Raw genomic sequence first — 17497 nt, 5'->3', positions numbered from 1 at the left:
ACCGCACCCTCGCCGACGGCTGGGCCTACGCCCGCCACTACCCCTCAACCCAGCAACGCGACGACACCCTCGAGACCTGGCTGCACTTCTACAATCACCACCGGCCCCACACCGCCATCGGCGGCCACCCACCCATCACCAGGCTGACCAACGTCCCTGGACATCACAGCTAGCGGCCCTCGAAACCACGAGGGAACCCGGGCGTGGTTTCGAGGGGTTGCCGGAGCAACCCACCTCAACCACCAAGAGGTCCCGGAGCTCGACGTGGCGCGCTTGTCTGGTGGTTGAGGTGGCCGCGCTAGCGGCCCTCGAAACCACGACTCGGGCGAATCGGGCTGCTCAGTTCCGCCGGGTGAACCGCAGTTTGCCGGTGCCGAGGGTCTCGGTGAGGTACGTCGGGTCGTGTGCGACGCGGTGGTGGCGCCAGCAGAGCAGCCGTCCGCGTTCGACGGTGGTGTGTCCGCCGCGTGACCAGGGGTCGTCGTGGTGGGCCTCGCACCAGTGGGGTGGTGCGTCGCAATCTTCGGCGGTGCAGCGCTGGTCGCGCAGGATCATCGCGATGCGCTGGGGCTTGCTGTGGAACCGCGCCGACCGGCCGAGGTCCAGCACCTCGCTCTTCGTACCCAGCACCGCCGGGACGAGATCGGCGCCGCAGGCGAGGCGGCGGGCCTCGCCGGGTGAGATGCGGTGCCCGGTGTCGAGCGACGCCGCGGCGAGACCGCCGGTGAGGGTGTCGACCTGCATGGTGACGACGACGGTGGCGCCGGCGCCGGCTGCGTCGGGGAGGTCGGCGTCGCGCATCCGCTCGATGAGCTCGACGAACGCTTGGCCGCGCCGCTCCCACGACGGGCGCGGGTCGGCAGGGGCGTCGGCGGCCTCATCACGCAGGTGAGCGCGCCGCGGCGAGGCGATGGCGTCGAGCATCTTGGCGAACATCGCGCCGTGCATCTCCGGCACCGTGAACCGGCCGTGGACGCAACCGTGGCCGTCCTCGCGCATGGTGAGTCGGATCTTCGCGGCGGCCTCGCGCTCCTCGCGCGCCAGCAGCTCCGCCTCACGCGCCTCCCCGACGGCGGGGGCGACGACGTCGAGGATCCGGCGGCCCAGCACGCGGAGGGCTTTGGCGTCGTGCTGATGGGCGAACCCGACCAGCGTGCGTTCCGCCTCGGCCCTGATCTCCGCGGTGACGCCTTCGCCCAGGTCGTCCAGCGCCCGCACCACCACCTCGACCTGACCGGGCGAAACGGCGCCGGAGGTGCCTGCGGCGGCGAGGGCGTCGTACTGCTCCTCGGTGGCGACCGCGGCACGGACGCGGCGGTGGGCCTCGGCGCGCGGGACGCGGGTGGCGGTCGCGAACCACACCGCCGTCGAGGGCGCACCCGTCTCGTCTTCGACCCGCACGTCGGAGGCGTGGGCCAGGAGCCGCGACTGCAACGCTGCGAGGCGGTTCGCGGCCCGCTCGAGCTCGACGATCGCGGCGCCCGTCTCGGCCGGGCCCAGCGTGAGCAGACCGAGCTCGAAGCCGTCGTCGAGGTCTTCGTGGACGCGTGCGACGACCCCGGCGAGGGGGTGCAGCGCGGTCTCGGTCATGGACCCATCACACCAGGAAGCACCGACAGTTCTGGCCGTGCGGCGCACTACTCCACAGGGCGAGTTTTCGCAGGTCAGAGTGGGTTCGCGCTGAGCCGGTCGACCCCGGTCGTGGTTTCGAGGGCCGCTAGCGCGGCCACCTCAACCACCGGAGCAGCGCGGCCTCAACCACCGGGCCCAGCGCGCGGCCACCTCAACCACCGGCGAGGCGGGGCCACCTCGACCATGGGAACAACGGCGTGGTTTCGAGGGCCGCTGGGGCGGCCACCTCAACCACCGGCGAGGCGGGGCCACCTCAACCACCGGAGGCGTGCGAGCCGGGGCGGCGTCCTACCGGCCCGCGACGCCCGCCTCCCACGCGGCGATGCCGGTCGCGATGGTCTCCTCGGTGCCGCGCGTGCCGCTGGCGACCCACGTGCCGGCCTCGCGGTCGACGCGGAGGGGGACCGACGGGGAGCGGCCCTCCGGGTCGACGGCGGTGACGGCGACGAAGAGCGACTCCGCCTGACCCGGCCACGACCCCACGACGGCGGCGACCGAGCGGACGCCGGTGGTGAGGTCCGGTGCGGCCACCTCCACGAGCACGTCGGCCTCGGTGTCGTACGGCGGCTCGAGCTCGTCCTCGGGATCGTTCGCCTCGATCTCGATCGTGGTCGTCGCGGGGTCGGCACGCAGCAGGGCGGCGAGGCGCACGAGGTCGGTGCTGCCCGCCGTACCGAGCTCGACGACGTCCCCGTCCACCTCGACGGTGACGGGCACGCGGGTGGCCACGTCGGGTTCGGCGGCGCGCGCGGCGTCGACGGCGTCGGCGGCGGTCGCCAGGTCGTCCGCGCCCACCTGCACGACGGCGCCCTCCACCCCGGCGGACACCCCGGGCGCGGCCCCGAGGGCGGCGAGCAGCGCGCGGCGGTCCTCCTCGGTGGCGTCCTCCCGGTCGGGCGCGGTGCTCGCACCCCCCGACCCCGGACCGCCCGCCTCGTCCCCGCGGTAGGCCAGCACGTTGTCGGCCACGACCACCTCGACGTCGACCTCCTCCGCCCCTGGCGCCGCGGCCACTGCTGCCTCCAGGGCGGTCACCGCGTCGAGCCCTCCCGCCCCGACCAGCACGCCGTCGGCGTCGACGCGGGCGCCGGTGTACCCCGGGGCGCCCGACGCCTCGAGCGCGCGCACCAGCTCTATCCCGGCGACCGGCAGCTCGCCGTCCGCGATGAGCCGGCTCCGCTCGCCGGTGTCGACGTTGCCGCCGCTGGCGACCAGCCGCGGGGTGGGGAGCGGCTCGACCTGCGTCCAGAGGTCCTCGGCGACGTCCCACACGGGGCGGGCGTCGTCGGTCGACAGCTCGATCCCCGCGCCCTCGCCGCCGTGGGCCACCTGGGCGGTCGCCACGCCCGCGGTGTCGCGTGCAGCCACGGCCAGGGCCGCGATCCGGCCGTCGGCCGCCTCGTCGCTCTCATCGTCCAGGGCCACCGCCACGGCGGGCTCGTCGGCGTCCTCGTCGGTGTCGAGGCGGACGTGCACCTCGTCCACCTCGGTCCCGCGGCCGGCCACCAGCACGGCCTCGAGGTCGTCGGCCGTGATGGCGCCGTCGACCCGCACGTCGATGCGGCAGTCCGACAGGTCGCAGCTCGAGCCGGCGTACTCCACGCCGTCCAGCTCCTCGAGCGCCGCCACCGCGTCCTCGTCGACCGAGGCGCAGCCCGTGGCGAGGAGCCCGAGGAGGATGGCGAGGGCGAGGAGCCGCACCGCGCCGCGGCGGGGGGTACGACGGGAGGAGGCGCGCATGCGTCCTTCCTGCCCGCCCACGGGCCCCGGCACACCCGTCGCCCGGCCGCCGGTGCCGTTAGGATCGGCGCCCGTGACGACCCCCCTCAAGGTTCTGGTCATCGGCACCGGCGGGCGCGAGCACGCGCTGGCCCGGGCCCTCTCCCTCGACCCGGGGGTCGCCGAGGTGCACGCCGCGCCGGGCAACCCGGGCATCGCGTCCGTGGCCTCGCTCCACGACGTCGACCCCCTCGACCCGGCCTCCGTCGCCGCCCTGGCCCAGCGTCTCGCCGTCGACCTCGTCGTCGTCGGGCCCGAGGCGCCGCTCGTCGCCGGCGTGGCCGACGCCGTCCGCGAGGCCGGCATCGCGTGCTTCGGGCCGTCCGGCGAGGCCGCGCGCCTCGAGGGGTCGAAGGCGTTCGCGAAGGAGGTCATGGCCGCCGCCGAGGTGCCCACCGCGCAGGCCCGCGTCTGCACGACCCCCGAGGAGGCCGCGGCCGCCCTCGACGAGTTCGGTGCGCCGTACGTCGTGAAGGACGACGGCCTCGCCGCCGGCAAGGGCGTCGTCGTCACCGAGGACCGCGACGCCGCGCTGGCCCACGCCGCCCAGTGCGAGCGGGTCGTCATCGAGGAGTTCCTCGACGGCCCCGAGGTCTCGCTCTTCGCCATCACCGACGGCGACCGGGTCTACCCGCTGCAGCCGGCGCAGGACTTCAAGCGCATCCACGACGGCGACGAGGGGCCCAACACGGGCGGCATGGGTGCCTACACCCCGCTGGCCTGGGCGCCCGCGGACCTCGTCGACGAGGTGCTGCGCGACGTGCTGCAGCCGACCGTCGACGAGATGGCCCGGCGGGGCACCCCGTTCTCCGGCCTGCTCTACGCCGGCCTCGCGCTCACCTCGCGCGGCACCCGGGTGGTGGAGTTCAACGCCCGCTTCGGCGACCCCGAGACGCAGCCGCTGATGGCGCTGCTCGACTCGCCGCTCTCCCCGCTGCTGATGGGTGCGGCCACCGGCACGCTCGCCGACGTCGAGCCGCCGCGCTGGAAGCCCGGCGCCGCCGTCGCCGTCGTCCTGGCCTCGGGCGGCTACCCCGAGACGTCCTCCTCGGGTGACGTCATCCGCGGTCTCGCCGACGCCGAGGCCGTCGACGGCGTGCACGTCATCCACGCCGGCACCGCCCGCGACGGCGCCGACGTCGTCACCGCCGGGGGCCGCGTGCTCGCCGTCACCGCGGTCGGCGACTCGCTCGCCGGGGCCCGCGCGGCGGCGTACGACGGCGTCGGCCGCGTCAGCTTCGACGGCGCCCAGCACCGCACCGACATCGCCGCCCGGGCCGCCGAGCAGGGCTAGCCCCGACGGCCCCGGCTGCCCCGGGCGTCAGTACTTCCCGAAGTTCTGCACGTAGTAGGGCCGACCGTTGGCGTCGGTCGCGACGCCGACGCCGATGTGGGTGAAGTCGCCGAGGATGTTGGCCCGGTGGCCGGGGCTGTCCATCCACGCGTCGACGACGCCGGTCACGCCGTAGCCGTACGCGATGTTCTCCGCGACGCGCGTCCAGCCCGCCGGCATCTGCCGGGCGTAGTCCGGGTTGTGCTCGAACCGGCCGGTGCGCGCCATCTGCGCGGCCCAGCCCTGGGCGACGTCGTGGGCCCCGGCCAGCTGGCCCAGCGGACGCAGCCCCGCCTCGGCGCGGGCGGCGTTGGTGTCGGCCACGATGCGGTTGCGGGCCTCCGTCAGGTCGTCCGTCGGCGGGGCCGGGTCCCCGACCGTGACGTTCGCCCACGAGCTGCCCACCCAGGTGCCGCCCACCGTGGCGACGGTGCGGAAGGTGCGCACCCCGACGGTCGAGCCGGCGGGGCGGGTGAAGCCGTAGTTGCGGTACGACGGCAGCTCGGCCACGTCGGTCCACGCGCCGCTGCGCCGCTCCTGGAGGCGGAACGAGCCGGCGTCGGGCACGAACGACGAGCGCGCCTCGAAGCCGATGGTCCCGCCGGGGCGCACCTGCGGGGTGGTCGTGGTGAGCGCCGTCGTGCCGCGCGCCACGGTGAGGGTGGTGTTCCGGCTGAACACCCAGGTGCGCGAGTCCGCCTTCGCCGCGACGCGGAAGGTGCGGGTGCCGACGGTGCTGCCCGCCGGGATGGTGAACCCGTAGTTCTGGTACGACGGCAGCTCGGCCGCCGTCACCCAGCTCGAGCCGCGGAGCTCCTGGAGGCGGAAGTTGCCGCGCACCGGCACGAACGACGAGCGGACCTCGACCTTCGCCTGCTGGCCGACGGCGACGGTGGCGGGGACGAACGCCAGGGTCGTCGTGGGTGCCGCCACCGCGGGGGGTGGGGCGACGAGGAACGCCCCGGAGACCAGGGAGAGGGACAGGACGAGGCCGGTCAGGAACTTCCGCACGGGGGGACTCCTCTGCGCCGAGACGCCGCCGGGGGCGGGTCCCCGGCGACCTCCGTCCATCCTGACCCCTCCTCCCACGCCCCGCCACCCCCGACCGGGCGAGAGGTGGGGGGCCGGAGGTCCCGTGGGAGGATCGGGCGCGTGACCCGCGCATCCGTGCCCAACGTCCTCGCCACCCGGTACGCCGCGGCGGACCTCGCCGCGATCTGGTCCCCCGAGCACAAGATCGTGCTGGAGCGGCGCTTGTGGATCGCGGTCCTGAAGGCGCAGCGCGACCTCGGCATCGAGGTGCCGGACGGCGTCGTCGAGGCCTACGAGGCCGTCGTCGACCAGGTCGACCTGGCCTCCATCGCGGCCCGGGAGCGCGTGACCCGCCACGACGTGAAGGCCCGCATCGAGGAGTTCTGCGCGCTGGCCGGCCACGAGCACGTGCACAAGGGCATGACCTCGCGCGACCTGACCGAGAACGTCGAGCAGCTGCAGGTGCGGCTCTCCCTCGAGCTGGTGCGGGACCGCGCCGTCGCCGCGCTCGCCCGCCTCGCCCGGCTGGCCACCGAGCACGAGACGACGGTCATGGCCGGTCGCTCCCACAACGTCGCGGCCCAGGCCACCACCCTCGGCAAGCGGTTCGCGACGATCGCCGACGAGCTGCTCGTCGCCGTGCGCCGGGTCGAGGAGCTGCTCGCGCGCTACCCGCTGCGCGGCATCAAGGGCCCCGTCGGCACGGCGCAGGACATGCTCGACCTCCTCGGCGGCGACCCCGCGCTGCTCGCCGAGCTCGAGGACCGCGTCGCCACCCACCTCGGCTTCGAGGACGTGCTCACCAGCGTCGGCCAGGTCTACCCGCGCTCGCTCGACTTCGAGGTCGTCTCCGCCCTCGTGCAGCTCGTCGCCGCGCCGTCCAACCTGGCCACCACCATCCGTCTCATGGCCGGCATCGAGCTGGTGACGGAGGGCTTCAAGGAGGGCCAGGTCGGCTCCTCGGCGATGCCGCACAAGATGAACACCCGTTCCTGCGAACGCGTCAACGGCCTCGCGGTCGTGCTGCGCGGCCACCTCTCGATGGTCGGCGAGCTCGCCGGCGACCAGTGGAACGAGGGCGACGTCTCCTGCTCCGTCGTACGACGCGTGGCCCTGCCCGATGCCTTCTTCGCCACCGACGGGCTGTTCCAGACGTTCCTCACCGTGCTCGACGAGTTCGGCGCCTTCCCCGCGGTCATCCAGCGCGAGCTCGACCGCTACCTGCCGTTCCTCGCCACCACGAAGGTCCTCATGAGCGCGGTGCGCAACGGCGTGGGCCGCGAGAGCGCGCACGAGGCCATCAAGGAGCACGCGGTCGGCGTCGCGCTGGAGATGCGCCAGGGCCTGGCCGTCAACGACCTGTACGAGCGGCTCGCGGCCGACGCCCGCCTCGGGCTGACCCGCGAGCAGATCGACGGCCTGGTGGCCGACCCGATCGAGTTCACGGGCGCTGCCGTCGCCCAGGTGGCCGAGGTCGTCGCGAAGGTCGAGCGGGTCGTCGAGGCCCACCCCGACGCCGCGGCGTACGTGCCCGGCGACATCCTCTGACGCCGGCCGAGCCCACCCCGGCGGGGGTTGCCACCCCCGCGCGGCCGAGGTTCGAATGGGCGTCATGGACATCTCGGGATCCACGACCACGACCACCCCTGCCCCCGGACCTGCCCCCGCCCGGCCCGACCGACGCGGCGCCCGCCGTACCGGCCGCCTCGGCGCCCTCCTCGGTACGGCGGTGCTCGCCGCCGGCGCGGCCCTCGCCTCCGCCCCGCCGGCCTCGGCCGTCAGCCACGCCGACGCGGCCGCCCAGCTGAGGTCGGCCGGCATCGCCATCTCCTCGTCCGGCGGGTGCAGCGATCGCAACGTGCCGACCTGCACCTCGCTCGAGGGGGTGCGGCAGACGACGATCGACGGCGCGCGCACGCTGCGCAGCGCGACGGGCTGCGCCCTGACCGTCACCGGCGGCACGGAGGTCGGGCACGCCGACGGCACCTACTCGCACTACAACGGCTACAAGCTCGACTTCGCCCTGACGACGTGCCTCACGTCGTACGTGACGGGCACGTTCACCTACGTGGGCCAGCGCAGCGACGGGGCGGCGCTCTACCGCTCCGGGTCGGGCAACGAGTACGCCCGCGAGGGCAGCCACTGGGACGTCACCTACTACAACTGCGGCGGCTGCTGAGCCGCCACCCGTGCGGGCGCGTGGCGCCGGGGCCTCAGCCCTTCGGCGCCACGTCCAGCACGACCTCGAACTCGAGCAGGTCGGCGCCGGTGGCGACGGGCTTGCGCGGCGCCTCGCCCTCCGGCGTCGCGTGCGCGGCCCGGGCGTCGCCGTCGCGCCACGCGGCGAACGACTCCTCGTCGGCCCAGTGGGTGACGACGAAGTAGCGGGTCTCGCCCGCGGTGGGCCGCAGCAGCTGGAAGCCGAGGAAGCCGGGCTGGCCCTCCACCGATCCGGCGCGGGCGGCGAACCGCTCCTCGAGCTGGGCCCCGGCCTGCGGCGGCACGGAGATGGCGTTGATCTTCACGACCGACATGCCGCGAGCCTACGGCGTGCCCGGCCCTGGGAGCATGGGCGGCCATGAGCGCACCCGCAGCCCCGCAGCCGGTGACGGTCGCCGCGACGCGGTACGTCGACCCCGCCCGCTCCGCGGAGATGACCGCGTGGATCCGGGCCGGGACGGCGCTGGCGGAGCAGTTCCCGGGCTTCCTCGGCCACGGGTTCGTGCGGTCCGCGGAGGACGACGAGGCCTGGCACATGCTCTACCGCTTCGCCGACGCCGAGGCGCTCGCGGCCTGGGAGGCCTCCGAGCAGCGGCGCTGGTGGCTGGGGGCGGCGCAGGGACTGGTGGGGGAGTTCCGGGTGCAGCGCATGACGGGCATCGAGGGCTGGTTCGACCCGCCGGAGCACCACGACGTGGCCTACCCCGGCCTGCCGCCCGCCCCGCCGCCGCGCTGGAAGCAGGCGGTGTCGATCTTCGTGGTGTTCCTGCCGCTCAGCCTCGTGCTGTCGCTGGCCGGGGCGCGCTGGCTGCCGGACGTGGCGCCGGCGTGGCGCGTGCTGCTGCAGACGCTGGTCGCGACGCCGCTCATGGTCTACCTCGGCCTGCCGTGGATCACCCGCCGGCTCGAGTGGTGGCTGCAGGGGCGTCCGGCGCCCTGGTCGCGCCGCGGCCGGGCCGGTGGTCGCCCGGGGCGGGGCACGCCGACGGCGGACTAGGCTCGGGCCTCGTGATCGCGAACATCCCGCCGGCCCCGGTCATCGAGGGCGCCACGCACGTCCACTCCGGGAAGGTCCGCGACCTCTACCGCATCGACGCCGGTGAGCACGCCGGGCGCCTGCTCATGGTCGCGAGCGACCGGATCTCGGCGTACGACTTCGTGCTGTCCTCCACGATCCCCGACAAGGGCGAGATCCTGACGCGGATGTCGCTGTGGTGGTTCGACCAGCTCGCCGACCTGGTGCCCCACCACGTGGTCTCCACCGACGTGCCGGCCGCCGTCGCGGGCCGCGCCGTCATCTGCGCCGACCTGGAGATGTTCCCGGTCGAGTGCGTGGCGCGCGGCTACCTCACGGGCTCGGGGCTCGCCGACTACCGCGCCACCGGCGAGGTCTGCGGCATCGGGCTGCCCGCCGGGCTCGAGGACGGCTCGCGCCTGCCCGCGCCCATCTTCACGCCCGCGACGAAGGCCGACCTCGGCGACCACGACGAGAACGTGTCGTACGACGCGGTGGTGGCCACCGTCGGGGCGCACGACGCCGCCGCGCTGCGCGACCTCACGCTGCGGGTCTACGCCCGCGCGGAGGAGCTGGCGCGCGAGCGCGGCATCCTGCTCGCCGACACCAAGCTCGAGTTCGGCCGCGCCGCCGGCGAGGGCGAGCGCGGCACGATCGTGCTCGCCGACGAGGTGCTGACGCCGGACTCCTCGCGCTACTGGCCCGCCGACGACTGGCAGCCGGGCCGCACGCAGCCGTCGTACGACAAGCAGGTCGTGCGCAACTGGCTCACGGGTCCCGAGTCGGGCTGGGACAAGGCGTCGGGGGAGCAGCCGCCGCCGTTGCCCGCGGAGGTCGTGGCGCTGACGCGCGCGCGGTACGTCGAGGCGTACGAGCGCCTCACCGGCGAGCGGTTCTGACGTGGCGGGACGCCTCGCGCTGATCGCCGACGTGACCGTGCCGGTGGCGGCCCCCGTCGACGCGGTCCACGCCTACCTCGCCGACCCGGCGAACCGGCCCGCGTGGCAGTCGAGCCTGCGCCGCGTCGAGGACGTCGAGGCCCTCGGCGACCACCCGGGCGCGGCGGGCAGCAGCTGGCGCGACGTCACCGCCGTCCCCGGCATCGCGCCGCGGATGCGGGTGGAGGCGAGCGAGCCGCCGTACCGCTGGGTGGAGAGCGGCACGTGGCGCTCCGTGCGCGCCACGCTGGCGATGACGTACGTCGAGCGGACCGACGGCGGCACGGACGCCCGGGCCGTCGCCCACGTCGAGGTGCCGGGACCGTTCAAGCCCGTCGCGCTGGCCCTGCGCCTCGTCGCCCCGGCCGCCCTGCGCTCCGACCTGCGACGCGCGGCGAAGGTGCTCGCCCGGGGGCAGTGACGGCGCTCACTACCTCCCAGTAGGTTGGGCCGCATGACGAACCTGTCCTCCCTGCTGGAGGGATCCGCGCAGCGCTACCCGACCCGTGACGCCATCGTGCTCGGCGACACCCGCCTGACCTACGCCCAGGTCGACGGCGCGGCCAACCAGGTCGCGAACCTGCTGGTCGCGCGGGGCATCGGCCCGGGCGACAAGGTGGCCCTGACCTGCCCGAACCTGCCGTACTTCTCGATCGTGTACTACGGCATCCTCAAGGCCGGCGCGACCGTGGTGCCGCTCAACGTGCTGCTGAAGTCGCGCGAGATCGCCTACCACCTCGGCGACTCCGGCGCGAAGGCCTACTTCTGCTTCCAGGGCACCCCCGAGCTGCCGATGGGCACCGAGGGCAAGGCCGGCTTCGACGCCACCGACGCCTGCGAGCACTTCTTCGTCATCACCGCCGATCCGGCCGCCCCGTCGCCCATCGAGGGCACGGAGACGCTGGGCCAGGGGATGGCCGGCCAGGCGCCGACCTTCGCGTCGCACGCCGCGGACGACGAGGACACGGCGGTCATCCTCTACACCTCGGGCACCACGGGTCAGCCCAAGGGTGCGGAGCTGCGCCACTCCAACATGCTGTCGAACGCCCTCACGGGCGAGCGGCTGTTCGGGGCCGACGCGGAGAACCCCGACACCTACCTCTGCGTGCTGCCGCTCTTCCACTCGTTCGGCCAGACCGTCATCCAGAACGGCGCGTTCGCGTACGGCGGCACGGTCGTCATGCTGCCCCGCTTCGAGGCCGCCCCGGCGCTGGGCCTGATGCTGAAGGAGCGGGTGACCTTCTTCGGCGGCGTGCCCACGATGTACTGGGGCCTGCTCGGCGCGCTCGACGAGTCGGTCGACGTCGCGACCATCGCGGCCAACCTCCGCGTGGCGGTGGCGGGCGGGTCGGCCCTGCCCGTCGAGGTGCACAAGGCGTTCCAGGAGCGCTTCGGCGCGACGATCCTCGAGGGCTACGGGCTGTCGGAGACCTCGCCGGTGGCGTCGTTCTCCGTCTACGGCCAGGAGCCGCGCGTGGGCTCGATCGGCGTGCCGATCCCCGACGTCGAGATGAAGCTCATCAACGCCGACTGGTCCGACGTCGACCTCGCCGCGAACCCCGACGCCGTGGGCGAGATCGCCATCAAGGGCCCCAACGTCATGAAGGGCTACCACGGGCGCCCCGACGCGACGGCCGACGCCATCCACGACGGTTGGTTCCGCACCGGCGACCTCGCGAAGAAGGACGCCGACGGCTTCTACTACATCGTCGACCGCGCCAAGGACATGATCATCCGCGGCGGCTACAACGTGTACCCCCGCGAGCTCGAGGAGGTGCTGATGAGCCACCCGGCGGTGTCGCTGGCCGCGGTCATCGGCGTCCCCCACGAGTCCCACGGCGAGGAGATCCGCGCGTACGTGATCCTCGAGAAGGACGCCTCCGTGACCCCCGAGGAGCTCGTGGCCTGGGGCAAGGAGCAGTTCGCGGCGTACAAGTACCCGCGTCAGGTCGAGATCGTGAAGGCCCTGCCGATGACGGCGACCGGCAAGATCCTCAAGCGCGAGCTCGGCTGAGCGCTCAGGCGAACGGGCTCGGCAGCGCGCCGGGCAGCTCCGCGAGGATCTCGCGGGCCTGCCCGGCGTGCTTGTGCTCGACCAGCACCTCGTACTTCGTCGCCACCACGGTGCTGACGGAGCTGAAGTCGCGGCGGCCGCCGGTCGCGGCGTACCCCAGCACCGCCCAGACGACGCTGAAGGCGACGCCCAGCAGCACCGTCGAGAGCAGGATCGACAGCAGGCCCTCCTCGACGAAGAACGAGAAGAGCAGGCCGAGGAACAGGCCGAGCCACACGCCCGAGGCGGCGCCGGCGGCGGCCACCTTCGGGTAGGTGCGGCGGCCCGTGATGCGCTCGACCTGCTTGAGCTCGGTGCCGACGATCATGCAGTTCTGCACCGGGAACTCGCGGTCGGAGAGGAAGTCCACCGCCTTCTGGGCGGCGGCGTAGTCGTCGTACACCGCCAGCGACTGCGGGAACTCGAGGGACAGCAGGCCGGCGGCGACCGGGGGCACGGGCTGGGACATGGCTCCAGTGTGCCCGCCCGGACCCAGTCGCACCCGGCCCCGACCCGCGGACCGGCGACCTCAGGGCAGGGCGCGGAGGGTGTCGGCGACGGTGCGGGCCCAGACGGTGCCGCCCTGCTCGCCGGGGTGGATGCCGTCGGCGGCGAAGTCGGCGACCCGGGGTACCGCCGCGTCCCAGCGGGCCAGCCCGATCCACGGGTGCGCCTGCGTGAAGGCGTGCAGCGTCGCGTTGACGCCCGGCATCCAGTCGCGCTCGCCGTGCGCCGTCACCAGCACGAGCCGGCGGCCCTCGCCCATCTCCCGCACCACGCCGACGAGGTCGGCGGTGCTGATCTCCCCGTTCGTGCCGAGCGCCACGACGAGGTAGGGCCGCAGGCGGCCCGCCTCCCGCAGCGCACGGATGATCGCGGGCGCCTCGGCGAGCTGTCGTCCCACCGCCGCGTCCACCCCGACGCCGGGCATCTCGGCGAGCAGGCCCGGGGCCGCCGCGAGCGTCACCGAGTCGCCGATCACGACCGTCTGCGCGCCCATCTCGGCGGGGGTGGCCCCCGCCAGCGACGGCGGCAGAGGCACGGCGCCGGACGGGTTGCCGCCCGACGTGCCCGCCCCCGCGAGCGCCTCCTGGCCGGCGCGGACGAGGTCCTCGACCTCGCCCCGCTCGGGGGCGGTGCGCAGGCCGTGGCCCGCCGTGACGACCAGCGCGAGGAGCACCGCGCCCGCCACGCCGCCGCGCACCCGCAGGTCACGGGCCAGCACGGCCCAGGCCCGCCGGGCGGCCCCGCGGAAGCCGTGCCGCAGCACCGGCCGCTCGACGTACCGCCAGCTCAGCGTCGCGGCCAGCAGGGTGAGGGCCACGACGAGCGCCGCCCGCACCGACGCCGGGGCGTCGGGGAACGCGCCGCGCAGCAGCACGAGCAGCGGCCAGTGCCACAGGTAGACGCCGTAGCTGCGCTCGCCCAGCCACACCACCGGGCGGGTGGCGAGCACCGCGCGCACCGGGCCGCCGCGGCGCACCACGAGGCCGACGAGCACCAGTGCGGTGAGCGCCGAGACGGCCGCGATCCCGCCCTGGTAGGCGACCGCGTGGTCGTCCGGCAGCCGCACGACCGCGGCGGTGACGCCGAGGGCCGCGACGACCGGTACGACGGGCGAGGTCACCGCCCGCTGCACGGTCGCCACGCGGGGCGAGGACGGCGTCCCCGTGAGCAGGGGCACCGCGAGCGCGGCGGCGGCGCCGAGCAGGAGGCCGAAGCCGTGGGTGTCGGTGCCGAAGTAGAGGCGGCTCGGGTCCTCGCCGGGGGTGTGGAGCACCGCCATCGCGCCGGCGCTCGCGAGCGCCCCGGCCGCGACGACCAGCACGCGGGTGCGGGGCCGGCGCACCACCGGGAGCAGGAGCAGCAGCGCGAGCGGCCACACCAGGTAGAACTGCTCCTCGACCGCCAGGGACCACAGGTGCTGCAGCAGCGGCGGGTCGGTGTGGTCGAAGTAGGAGAACTCCGCGCGCGCCTGGAACCAGTTGCCGGTGAACGTCAGCGCGGCGAGCACCTGCTCGCGCAGGCGCCCGCTGACCGACGGCCCCACGAGCGCGGCGCCGGCGGAGACGACGAGCAGCAGGGTGCCGAGGGCGGGCAGGAGGCGTTGGGTCCGCCGTACCCAGAAGCGGGCCAGCCGCACCCGGCCCTCGACCCGGCGCTGCTGCACCAGCGCGGCCGTGATGACGAAGCCGGAGATGACGAAGAAGACGTCGACGCCCAGGTAGCCGCCCGGCACGTGGCCCGGGAGGAGGTGGTAGGCCACGACCGCCGCGACGGCCAGGCCGCGCAGCCCGTCGATCGCGCGGACGCGGCGGGGGCGGGCGGCGTCGGTCGCGGCGTCGACGGTCGCGGGAGCCCCCGGAGCGCTCCCGGCGTCCGGCCCGGGAGGGGGGTCGGCCGAGAGGGATCGCGGGGGCACGGCCGGGCGGGCCGGCTGCGGGAGGGTGACGGTGGGAGGCGTCATGAGCAGCGGTCGGAGCACCTGGATCGGGGGCGAGGACCCGGCCGAGTCTCGCACAGGGGGAGGGCGGCGCGACCCCCTCCCGGGCGTGTCCCCGCAGGCGCGCGGGCGGGGCTCCACGGGATGGTCCGGTTGCGGGGGATCGGGCCCGTCCGGCCTAGAATCGCCCCCGCACCCCATCCCGTGAACCGAGGAGCGCCCCGTGGCCCGTGTGGTCGTCGACGTCATGCCCAAGCCCGAGATCCTCGACCCGCAGGGCAAGGCCGTCGCGGGTGCGCTCCCGCGCCTCGGCTTCACCGGCATCACCGAGGTGCGCCAGGGCAAGCGGTTCGAGCTCGAGGTCGCCGAGGTGACCGACGCGGTGCTCGCCGACATCGAGAAGGCGGCCGAGACGCTGCTCTCGAACCCCGTGATCGAGAACTACACCGTGCGCGTGGAGGACCAGGCATGAGGATCGGCGTCGTCACCTTCCCCGGCTCGCTGGACGACGTCGACGCCCAGCGCGCCGTGCGCATCGGCGGCAACGAGGCGGTCGCGCTGTGGCACGGCGACGAGTCCCTGCAGGGCGTCGACGCCGTCGTGCTCCCGGGCGGCTTCTCGTACGGCGACTACCTGCGCTGCGGTGCGATCTCCCGGTTCTCGCCCGTGATGACGACGATCGTCGAGGCGGCGGAGCGCGGCATGCCCGTGCTCGGCATCTGCAACGGCTTCCAGGTGCTGTGCGAGTCCCACCTGCTGCCCGGCGCCCTGGTGCGCAACAACCACCAGAAGTTCGTCTGCCGCGACCAGCGCCTCCGCATCGAGAACGCGAGCACCGCCTGGACCTCGGCGTTCGAGGTCGGCCAGGAGATCACCGTCGTGCTGAAGAACGGCGAGGGCTCCTTCGTCGCCGACGAGGCCACGCTCGACCGCCTCGAGGGCGAGGGCCAGGTCGTGGCGCGCTACCTCGGCGCCGACCCCAACGGCTCGCAGCGCGCCATCGCCGGCGTCACCAACGCCGCCGGCAACGTCGTGGGCCTCATGCCGCACCCCGAGCACGCCGTCGAGACCCTGACGGGCCCCGGCACCGACGGGCTGGGGTTCTTCACCTCGCTCGCCGAGCGCGTCTTCGCCTGACCCCCGCCGACACCGATCGCGGCGATCGGGCCCGCGGACGCCTCCGGCAGGTGTCCTCCGCGCCTGATCGCCGCGATCCGTGCTTGTGGAGGAGAGGTCGCGCGTCGCCGCTGCGCTGACCAGGCTCGCCGTGTGACCGACGAACCCCGTCTCGACGCCGTGGAGGCACTGAGCGTGCGCGGCGGTGTCGCGACCCGGGCGGACCTCCTGACCCTCACGACCCGGCACCGGTTGCAGGCCGCCGTCGCGGACGGCCGCGTCGTCGAGGTGCGCCGCAGTGTCTACCGCCTGCCCGTGCTCGACCGCGACCGCCGTGAGGCGGCGCGCCTGCGGGGTGTCCTCTCGCACCTGAGCGCCGCCCGGGACCACGGCTGGGAGGTCCCGCCTGACGAGCGGTGCTGGGTCACGGTCCACCGCGGCCGCCACGCGCTCGGTCCGGCCGGGGGCGTCGAGCTGTTCTACGCCGACCTGGCCGGCGAGCACGGGCCGGCCACGAGCCCGGTGCGCACGGTGCTCGACTGCGGGCGCCGACTCCCCTTCCCCACCGCGCTGGCGGTCGCCGACTCGGCCCTCCGTCACGGGGTGGAACGCGACGCCCTCGACCGCGCGGCCCGCCAGGTGCGCGGGAAGGGAGGGCCCGCCGTACGCCGGGTGGTCGCCGCCGCCTCGCCGTTGGCGGCCAACCCGTTCGAGTCCGTGCTCCGCGGCATCGCGCTCGAGGCAGGACTGGACGCCGTGCCCCAGGGCGGGGTGGAGGTGGGCGGACTGGGGCTGACCGGCGGTGACCCCGAGGTCGTGCACCCCGATGTCGTCGATCGGGAACGCCGCATCGTGCTGGAGGCGGACTCGTGGGAGTTCCACTCCGACAAGGAGGCGTTCCAGCGCGACTGCTGGCGCTACACGGTGCTCGTCGCCCACGGGTGGCTGGTGCTGCGGTTCACCTGGTGGCAGGTCATGCTCCACCCGGGCTGGGTCCGTGAGTGCGTACGGCGTGCGGTCGACCGCGCCGCCGCCTGACCCGGATCGCGGCGATCGGTCGCGGGGAAGCCCTGGATCGGCCCTTCACACCGCGATCGCCGCGATCCGTGCACCTGGCCCACCCACGCCTGGCCCATCTACGACACAGCGTCGTAGACTCCGGGCCATGTCGCCCCGCCGCCTGTTCCGAGTCGTCGCCGTCGCCGAGGCCTGCACGTGGGCCCTGCTGCTGTTCGGGATGTTCCTGAAGTACGTCACGGAGACGACCGAGGCCGTCGTCAGCGTCGGCGGCATGGTGCACGGCGTCGCGTTCATCGCCTACGTCCTCACCACGATCGTCGTGGCGGTCGACGCGCGCTGGTCGGTCGGGCGCACGCTGCTCGGCCTCGCCGCGGCGATCCCGCCGTTCTTCACCGTCTGGTTCGACCTCGCGATGGAGAAGCGCCGCGCGCTGCCCGAGCAGTGGCGCCTGCGCGGCGCCGCCCCGGCGGGCCCCGGCGAGAAGCTCGTCGCCTGGCTGGTGCGCAAGCCGCTCCAGGGCCTCGGTGCCGGCGTCGTCGCGGTGGCCGTCCTCACCGGGGTCGCGCTGCTCGTCGGTCCGCCGGTCGGCTGACCCGCACAGCCGCGCCTCAGGGCCGCCTCAGGATCACCCGGCACCCTCGGTGAGCATGACCGACCCCACCACCCCCGACCCGCAGCGTGCCGCCGGGCGGAGGCGTCGCCGTACCGTGCTCGTCACCTCCCGCTGGGCGGCCTCGGCCGCCGTGCTCGCCGCCGTGGCGACGGGCGTCGTGGGCACGGAGCCGGGCGAGGGGTCCGGCGCCGGTACGGCGGTGGTCCGGGCCGAGGGCGCCGGCACGGAGGACGGGGCGCAGCCGTGATCCACCGGCGTCGCCCCCGCGCCCGGCGGCCCGCCGCCGTCGCGCCCCGGTGCCCC

General features: G+C 74.8%; 19 protein-coding genes. 13 read left to right on the top strand and 6 right to left on the bottom strand.

Going from position 1 to position 17497, the window contains the following annotated elements; translation table 11 throughout:
* The coding region (locus KK617_RS16420) for an integrase core domain-containing protein (RefSeq protein WP_277501228.1) at positions 1-173 on the top strand (173 nt) is incomplete at its 5' end.
* A gap of 166 nt (positions 174-339) precedes the next feature.
* Here KK617_RS16420 and KK617_RS16415 read toward each other — a convergent pair.
* On the bottom strand, positions 340-1590 hold the full coding sequence (locus tag KK617_RS16415) for an HNH endonuclease signature motif containing protein (RefSeq protein ID WP_277501225.1): 1251 nt from the start codon (positions 1588-1590) through the stop codon (positions 340-342).
* 330 nt (positions 1591-1920) lie between these two features.
* On the bottom strand, positions 1921-3372 hold the full coding sequence (locus tag KK617_RS16410) for a hypothetical protein (RefSeq protein WP_277501223.1): 1452 nt from the start codon (positions 3370-3372) through the stop codon (positions 1921-1923).
* A gap of 73 nt (positions 3373-3445) precedes the next feature.
* Here KK617_RS16410 and purD point away from each other — a divergent pair, with 73 nt between their 5' ends.
* Positions 3446-4705, top strand: coding sequence for a phosphoribosylamine--glycine ligase (gene purD / locus KK617_RS16405; protein WP_277501222.1), 1260 nt, complete (start codon positions 3446-3448; stop codon positions 4703-4705).
* 27 nt (positions 4706-4732) lie between these two features.
* Here purD and KK617_RS16400 read toward each other — a convergent pair whose 3' ends face one another.
* Complete coding sequence (locus tag KK617_RS16400) at positions 4733-5755, bottom strand: CAP domain-containing protein (RefSeq protein ID WP_277501221.1); 1023 nt, start codon at positions 5753-5755, stop codon at positions 4733-4735.
* A gap of 141 nt (positions 5756-5896) precedes the next feature.
* Here KK617_RS16400 and purB point away from each other — a divergent pair, with 141 nt between their 5' ends.
* Both purB and KK617_RS16390 read left to right on the top strand, forming a co-directional pair.
* A complete protein-coding gene (gene purB / locus KK617_RS16395) occupies positions 5897-7324 on the top strand; it encodes an adenylosuccinate lyase (protein WP_277501220.1) in 1428 nt (475 codons plus the stop codon).
* A gap of 64 nt (positions 7325-7388) precedes the next feature.
* The gene (locus KK617_RS16390) at positions 7389-7955 is read left to right on the top strand and encodes a hypothetical protein (protein ID WP_277501218.1); all 567 of its coding nucleotides are present in this window, start codon (positions 7389-7391) and stop codon (positions 7953-7955) included.
* 34 nt (positions 7956-7989) lie between these two features.
* Here the strand turns inward: KK617_RS16390 and KK617_RS16385 are convergent, their stop codons facing one another.
* The gene (locus tag KK617_RS16385) at positions 7990-8310 is read right to left on the bottom strand and encodes an antibiotic biosynthesis monooxygenase (RefSeq protein ID WP_277501217.1); all 321 of its coding nucleotides are present in this window, start codon (positions 8308-8310) and stop codon (positions 7990-7992) included.
* 44 nt (positions 8311-8354) lie between these two features.
* Between KK617_RS16385 and KK617_RS16380 the strand changes: the two genes are divergently transcribed.
* From KK617_RS16380 to KK617_RS16365, 4 genes are read left to right on the top strand one after another with little or no spacing between them, the layout of a single operon-like run.
* The gene (locus KK617_RS16380) at positions 8355-8993 is read left to right on the top strand and encodes an antibiotic biosynthesis monooxygenase (RefSeq protein ID WP_277501214.1); all 639 of its coding nucleotides are present in this window, start codon (positions 8355-8357) and stop codon (positions 8991-8993) included.
* A 14-nt stretch (positions 8994-9007) separates the two neighbouring features.
* A complete protein-coding gene (locus KK617_RS16375) occupies positions 9008-9910 on the top strand; it encodes a phosphoribosylaminoimidazolesuccinocarboxamide synthase (RefSeq protein WP_277501226.1) in 903 nt (300 codons plus the stop codon).
* A 1-nt stretch (position 9911) separates the two neighbouring features.
* Complete coding sequence (locus KK617_RS16370; protein ID WP_277501213.1) at positions 9912-10370, top strand: SRPBCC family protein; 459 nt, start codon at positions 9912-9914, stop codon at positions 10368-10370.
* Between the two features lie 33 nt (positions 10371-10403).
* Positions 10404-11963 (top strand): long-chain fatty acid--CoA ligase, encoded by a 1560-nt coding sequence (locus KK617_RS16365; protein ID WP_277501212.1) that lies wholly within the window; start codon positions 10404-10406, stop codon positions 11961-11963.
* Positions 11964-11967: 4 nt separating this feature from the next.
* On the opposite strand, the gene KK617_RS16360 is transcribed toward KK617_RS16365, so the two are convergent.
* On the bottom strand, positions 11968-12471 hold the full coding sequence (locus KK617_RS16360) for a general stress protein (protein ID WP_277501211.1): 504 nt from the start codon (positions 12469-12471) through the stop codon (positions 11968-11970).
* Between the two features lie 60 nt (positions 12472-12531).
* On the bottom strand, positions 12532-14469 hold the full coding sequence (locus tag KK617_RS16355; protein WP_277501210.1) for an acyltransferase family protein: 1938 nt from the start codon (positions 14467-14469) through the stop codon (positions 12532-12534).
* A gap of 199 nt (positions 14470-14668) precedes the next feature.
* On the opposite strand from KK617_RS16355, the gene purS reads away from it, so the two are divergent.
* The 5 genes from purS to KK617_RS16330 all read left to right on the top strand — a co-directional run bounded on the left by purS (position 14669) and on the right by KK617_RS16330 (position 17441).
* Positions 14669-14917 (top strand): phosphoribosylformylglycinamidine synthase subunit PurS, encoded by a 249-nt coding sequence (gene purS, locus KK617_RS16350; protein WP_277501209.1) that lies wholly within the window; start codon positions 14669-14671, stop codon positions 14915-14917.
* Positions 14914-15582 (top strand): phosphoribosylformylglycinamidine synthase subunit PurQ, encoded by a 669-nt coding sequence (purQ, locus tag KK617_RS16345; RefSeq protein ID WP_277501208.1) that lies wholly within the window; start codon positions 14914-14916, stop codon positions 15580-15582. The genes purS and purQ overlap by 4 nt, the downstream gene beginning before the upstream one ends.
* Before the next feature lie 132 nt (positions 15583-15714).
* Complete coding sequence (locus KK617_RS16340; RefSeq protein ID WP_277501207.1) at positions 15715-16599, top strand: hypothetical protein; 885 nt, start codon at positions 15715-15717, stop codon at positions 16597-16599.
* Between the two features lie 127 nt (positions 16600-16726).
* Entirely contained in the window at positions 16727-17173 is a 447-nt protein-coding gene (locus tag KK617_RS16335) for a DUF3817 domain-containing protein (RefSeq protein ID WP_277501206.1), read from the top strand.
* A gap of 55 nt (positions 17174-17228) precedes the next feature.
* Complete coding sequence (locus KK617_RS16330) at positions 17229-17441, top strand: hypothetical protein (protein WP_277501205.1); 213 nt, start codon at positions 17229-17231, stop codon at positions 17439-17441.
* The last annotated feature ends 56 nt before the right edge of the window (positions 17442-17497 follow it).

It is taken from the genome of Nocardioides sp. ChNu-99 (genome assembly GCF_029493445.1).
Lineage (GTDB): Bacteria > Actinomycetota > Actinomycetes > Propionibacteriales > Nocardioidaceae > Nocardioides.
The sequence above is the reverse complement of the archived record's forward strand: the minus strand, read 5'-3'. Positions and strand labels throughout refer to the sequence as shown.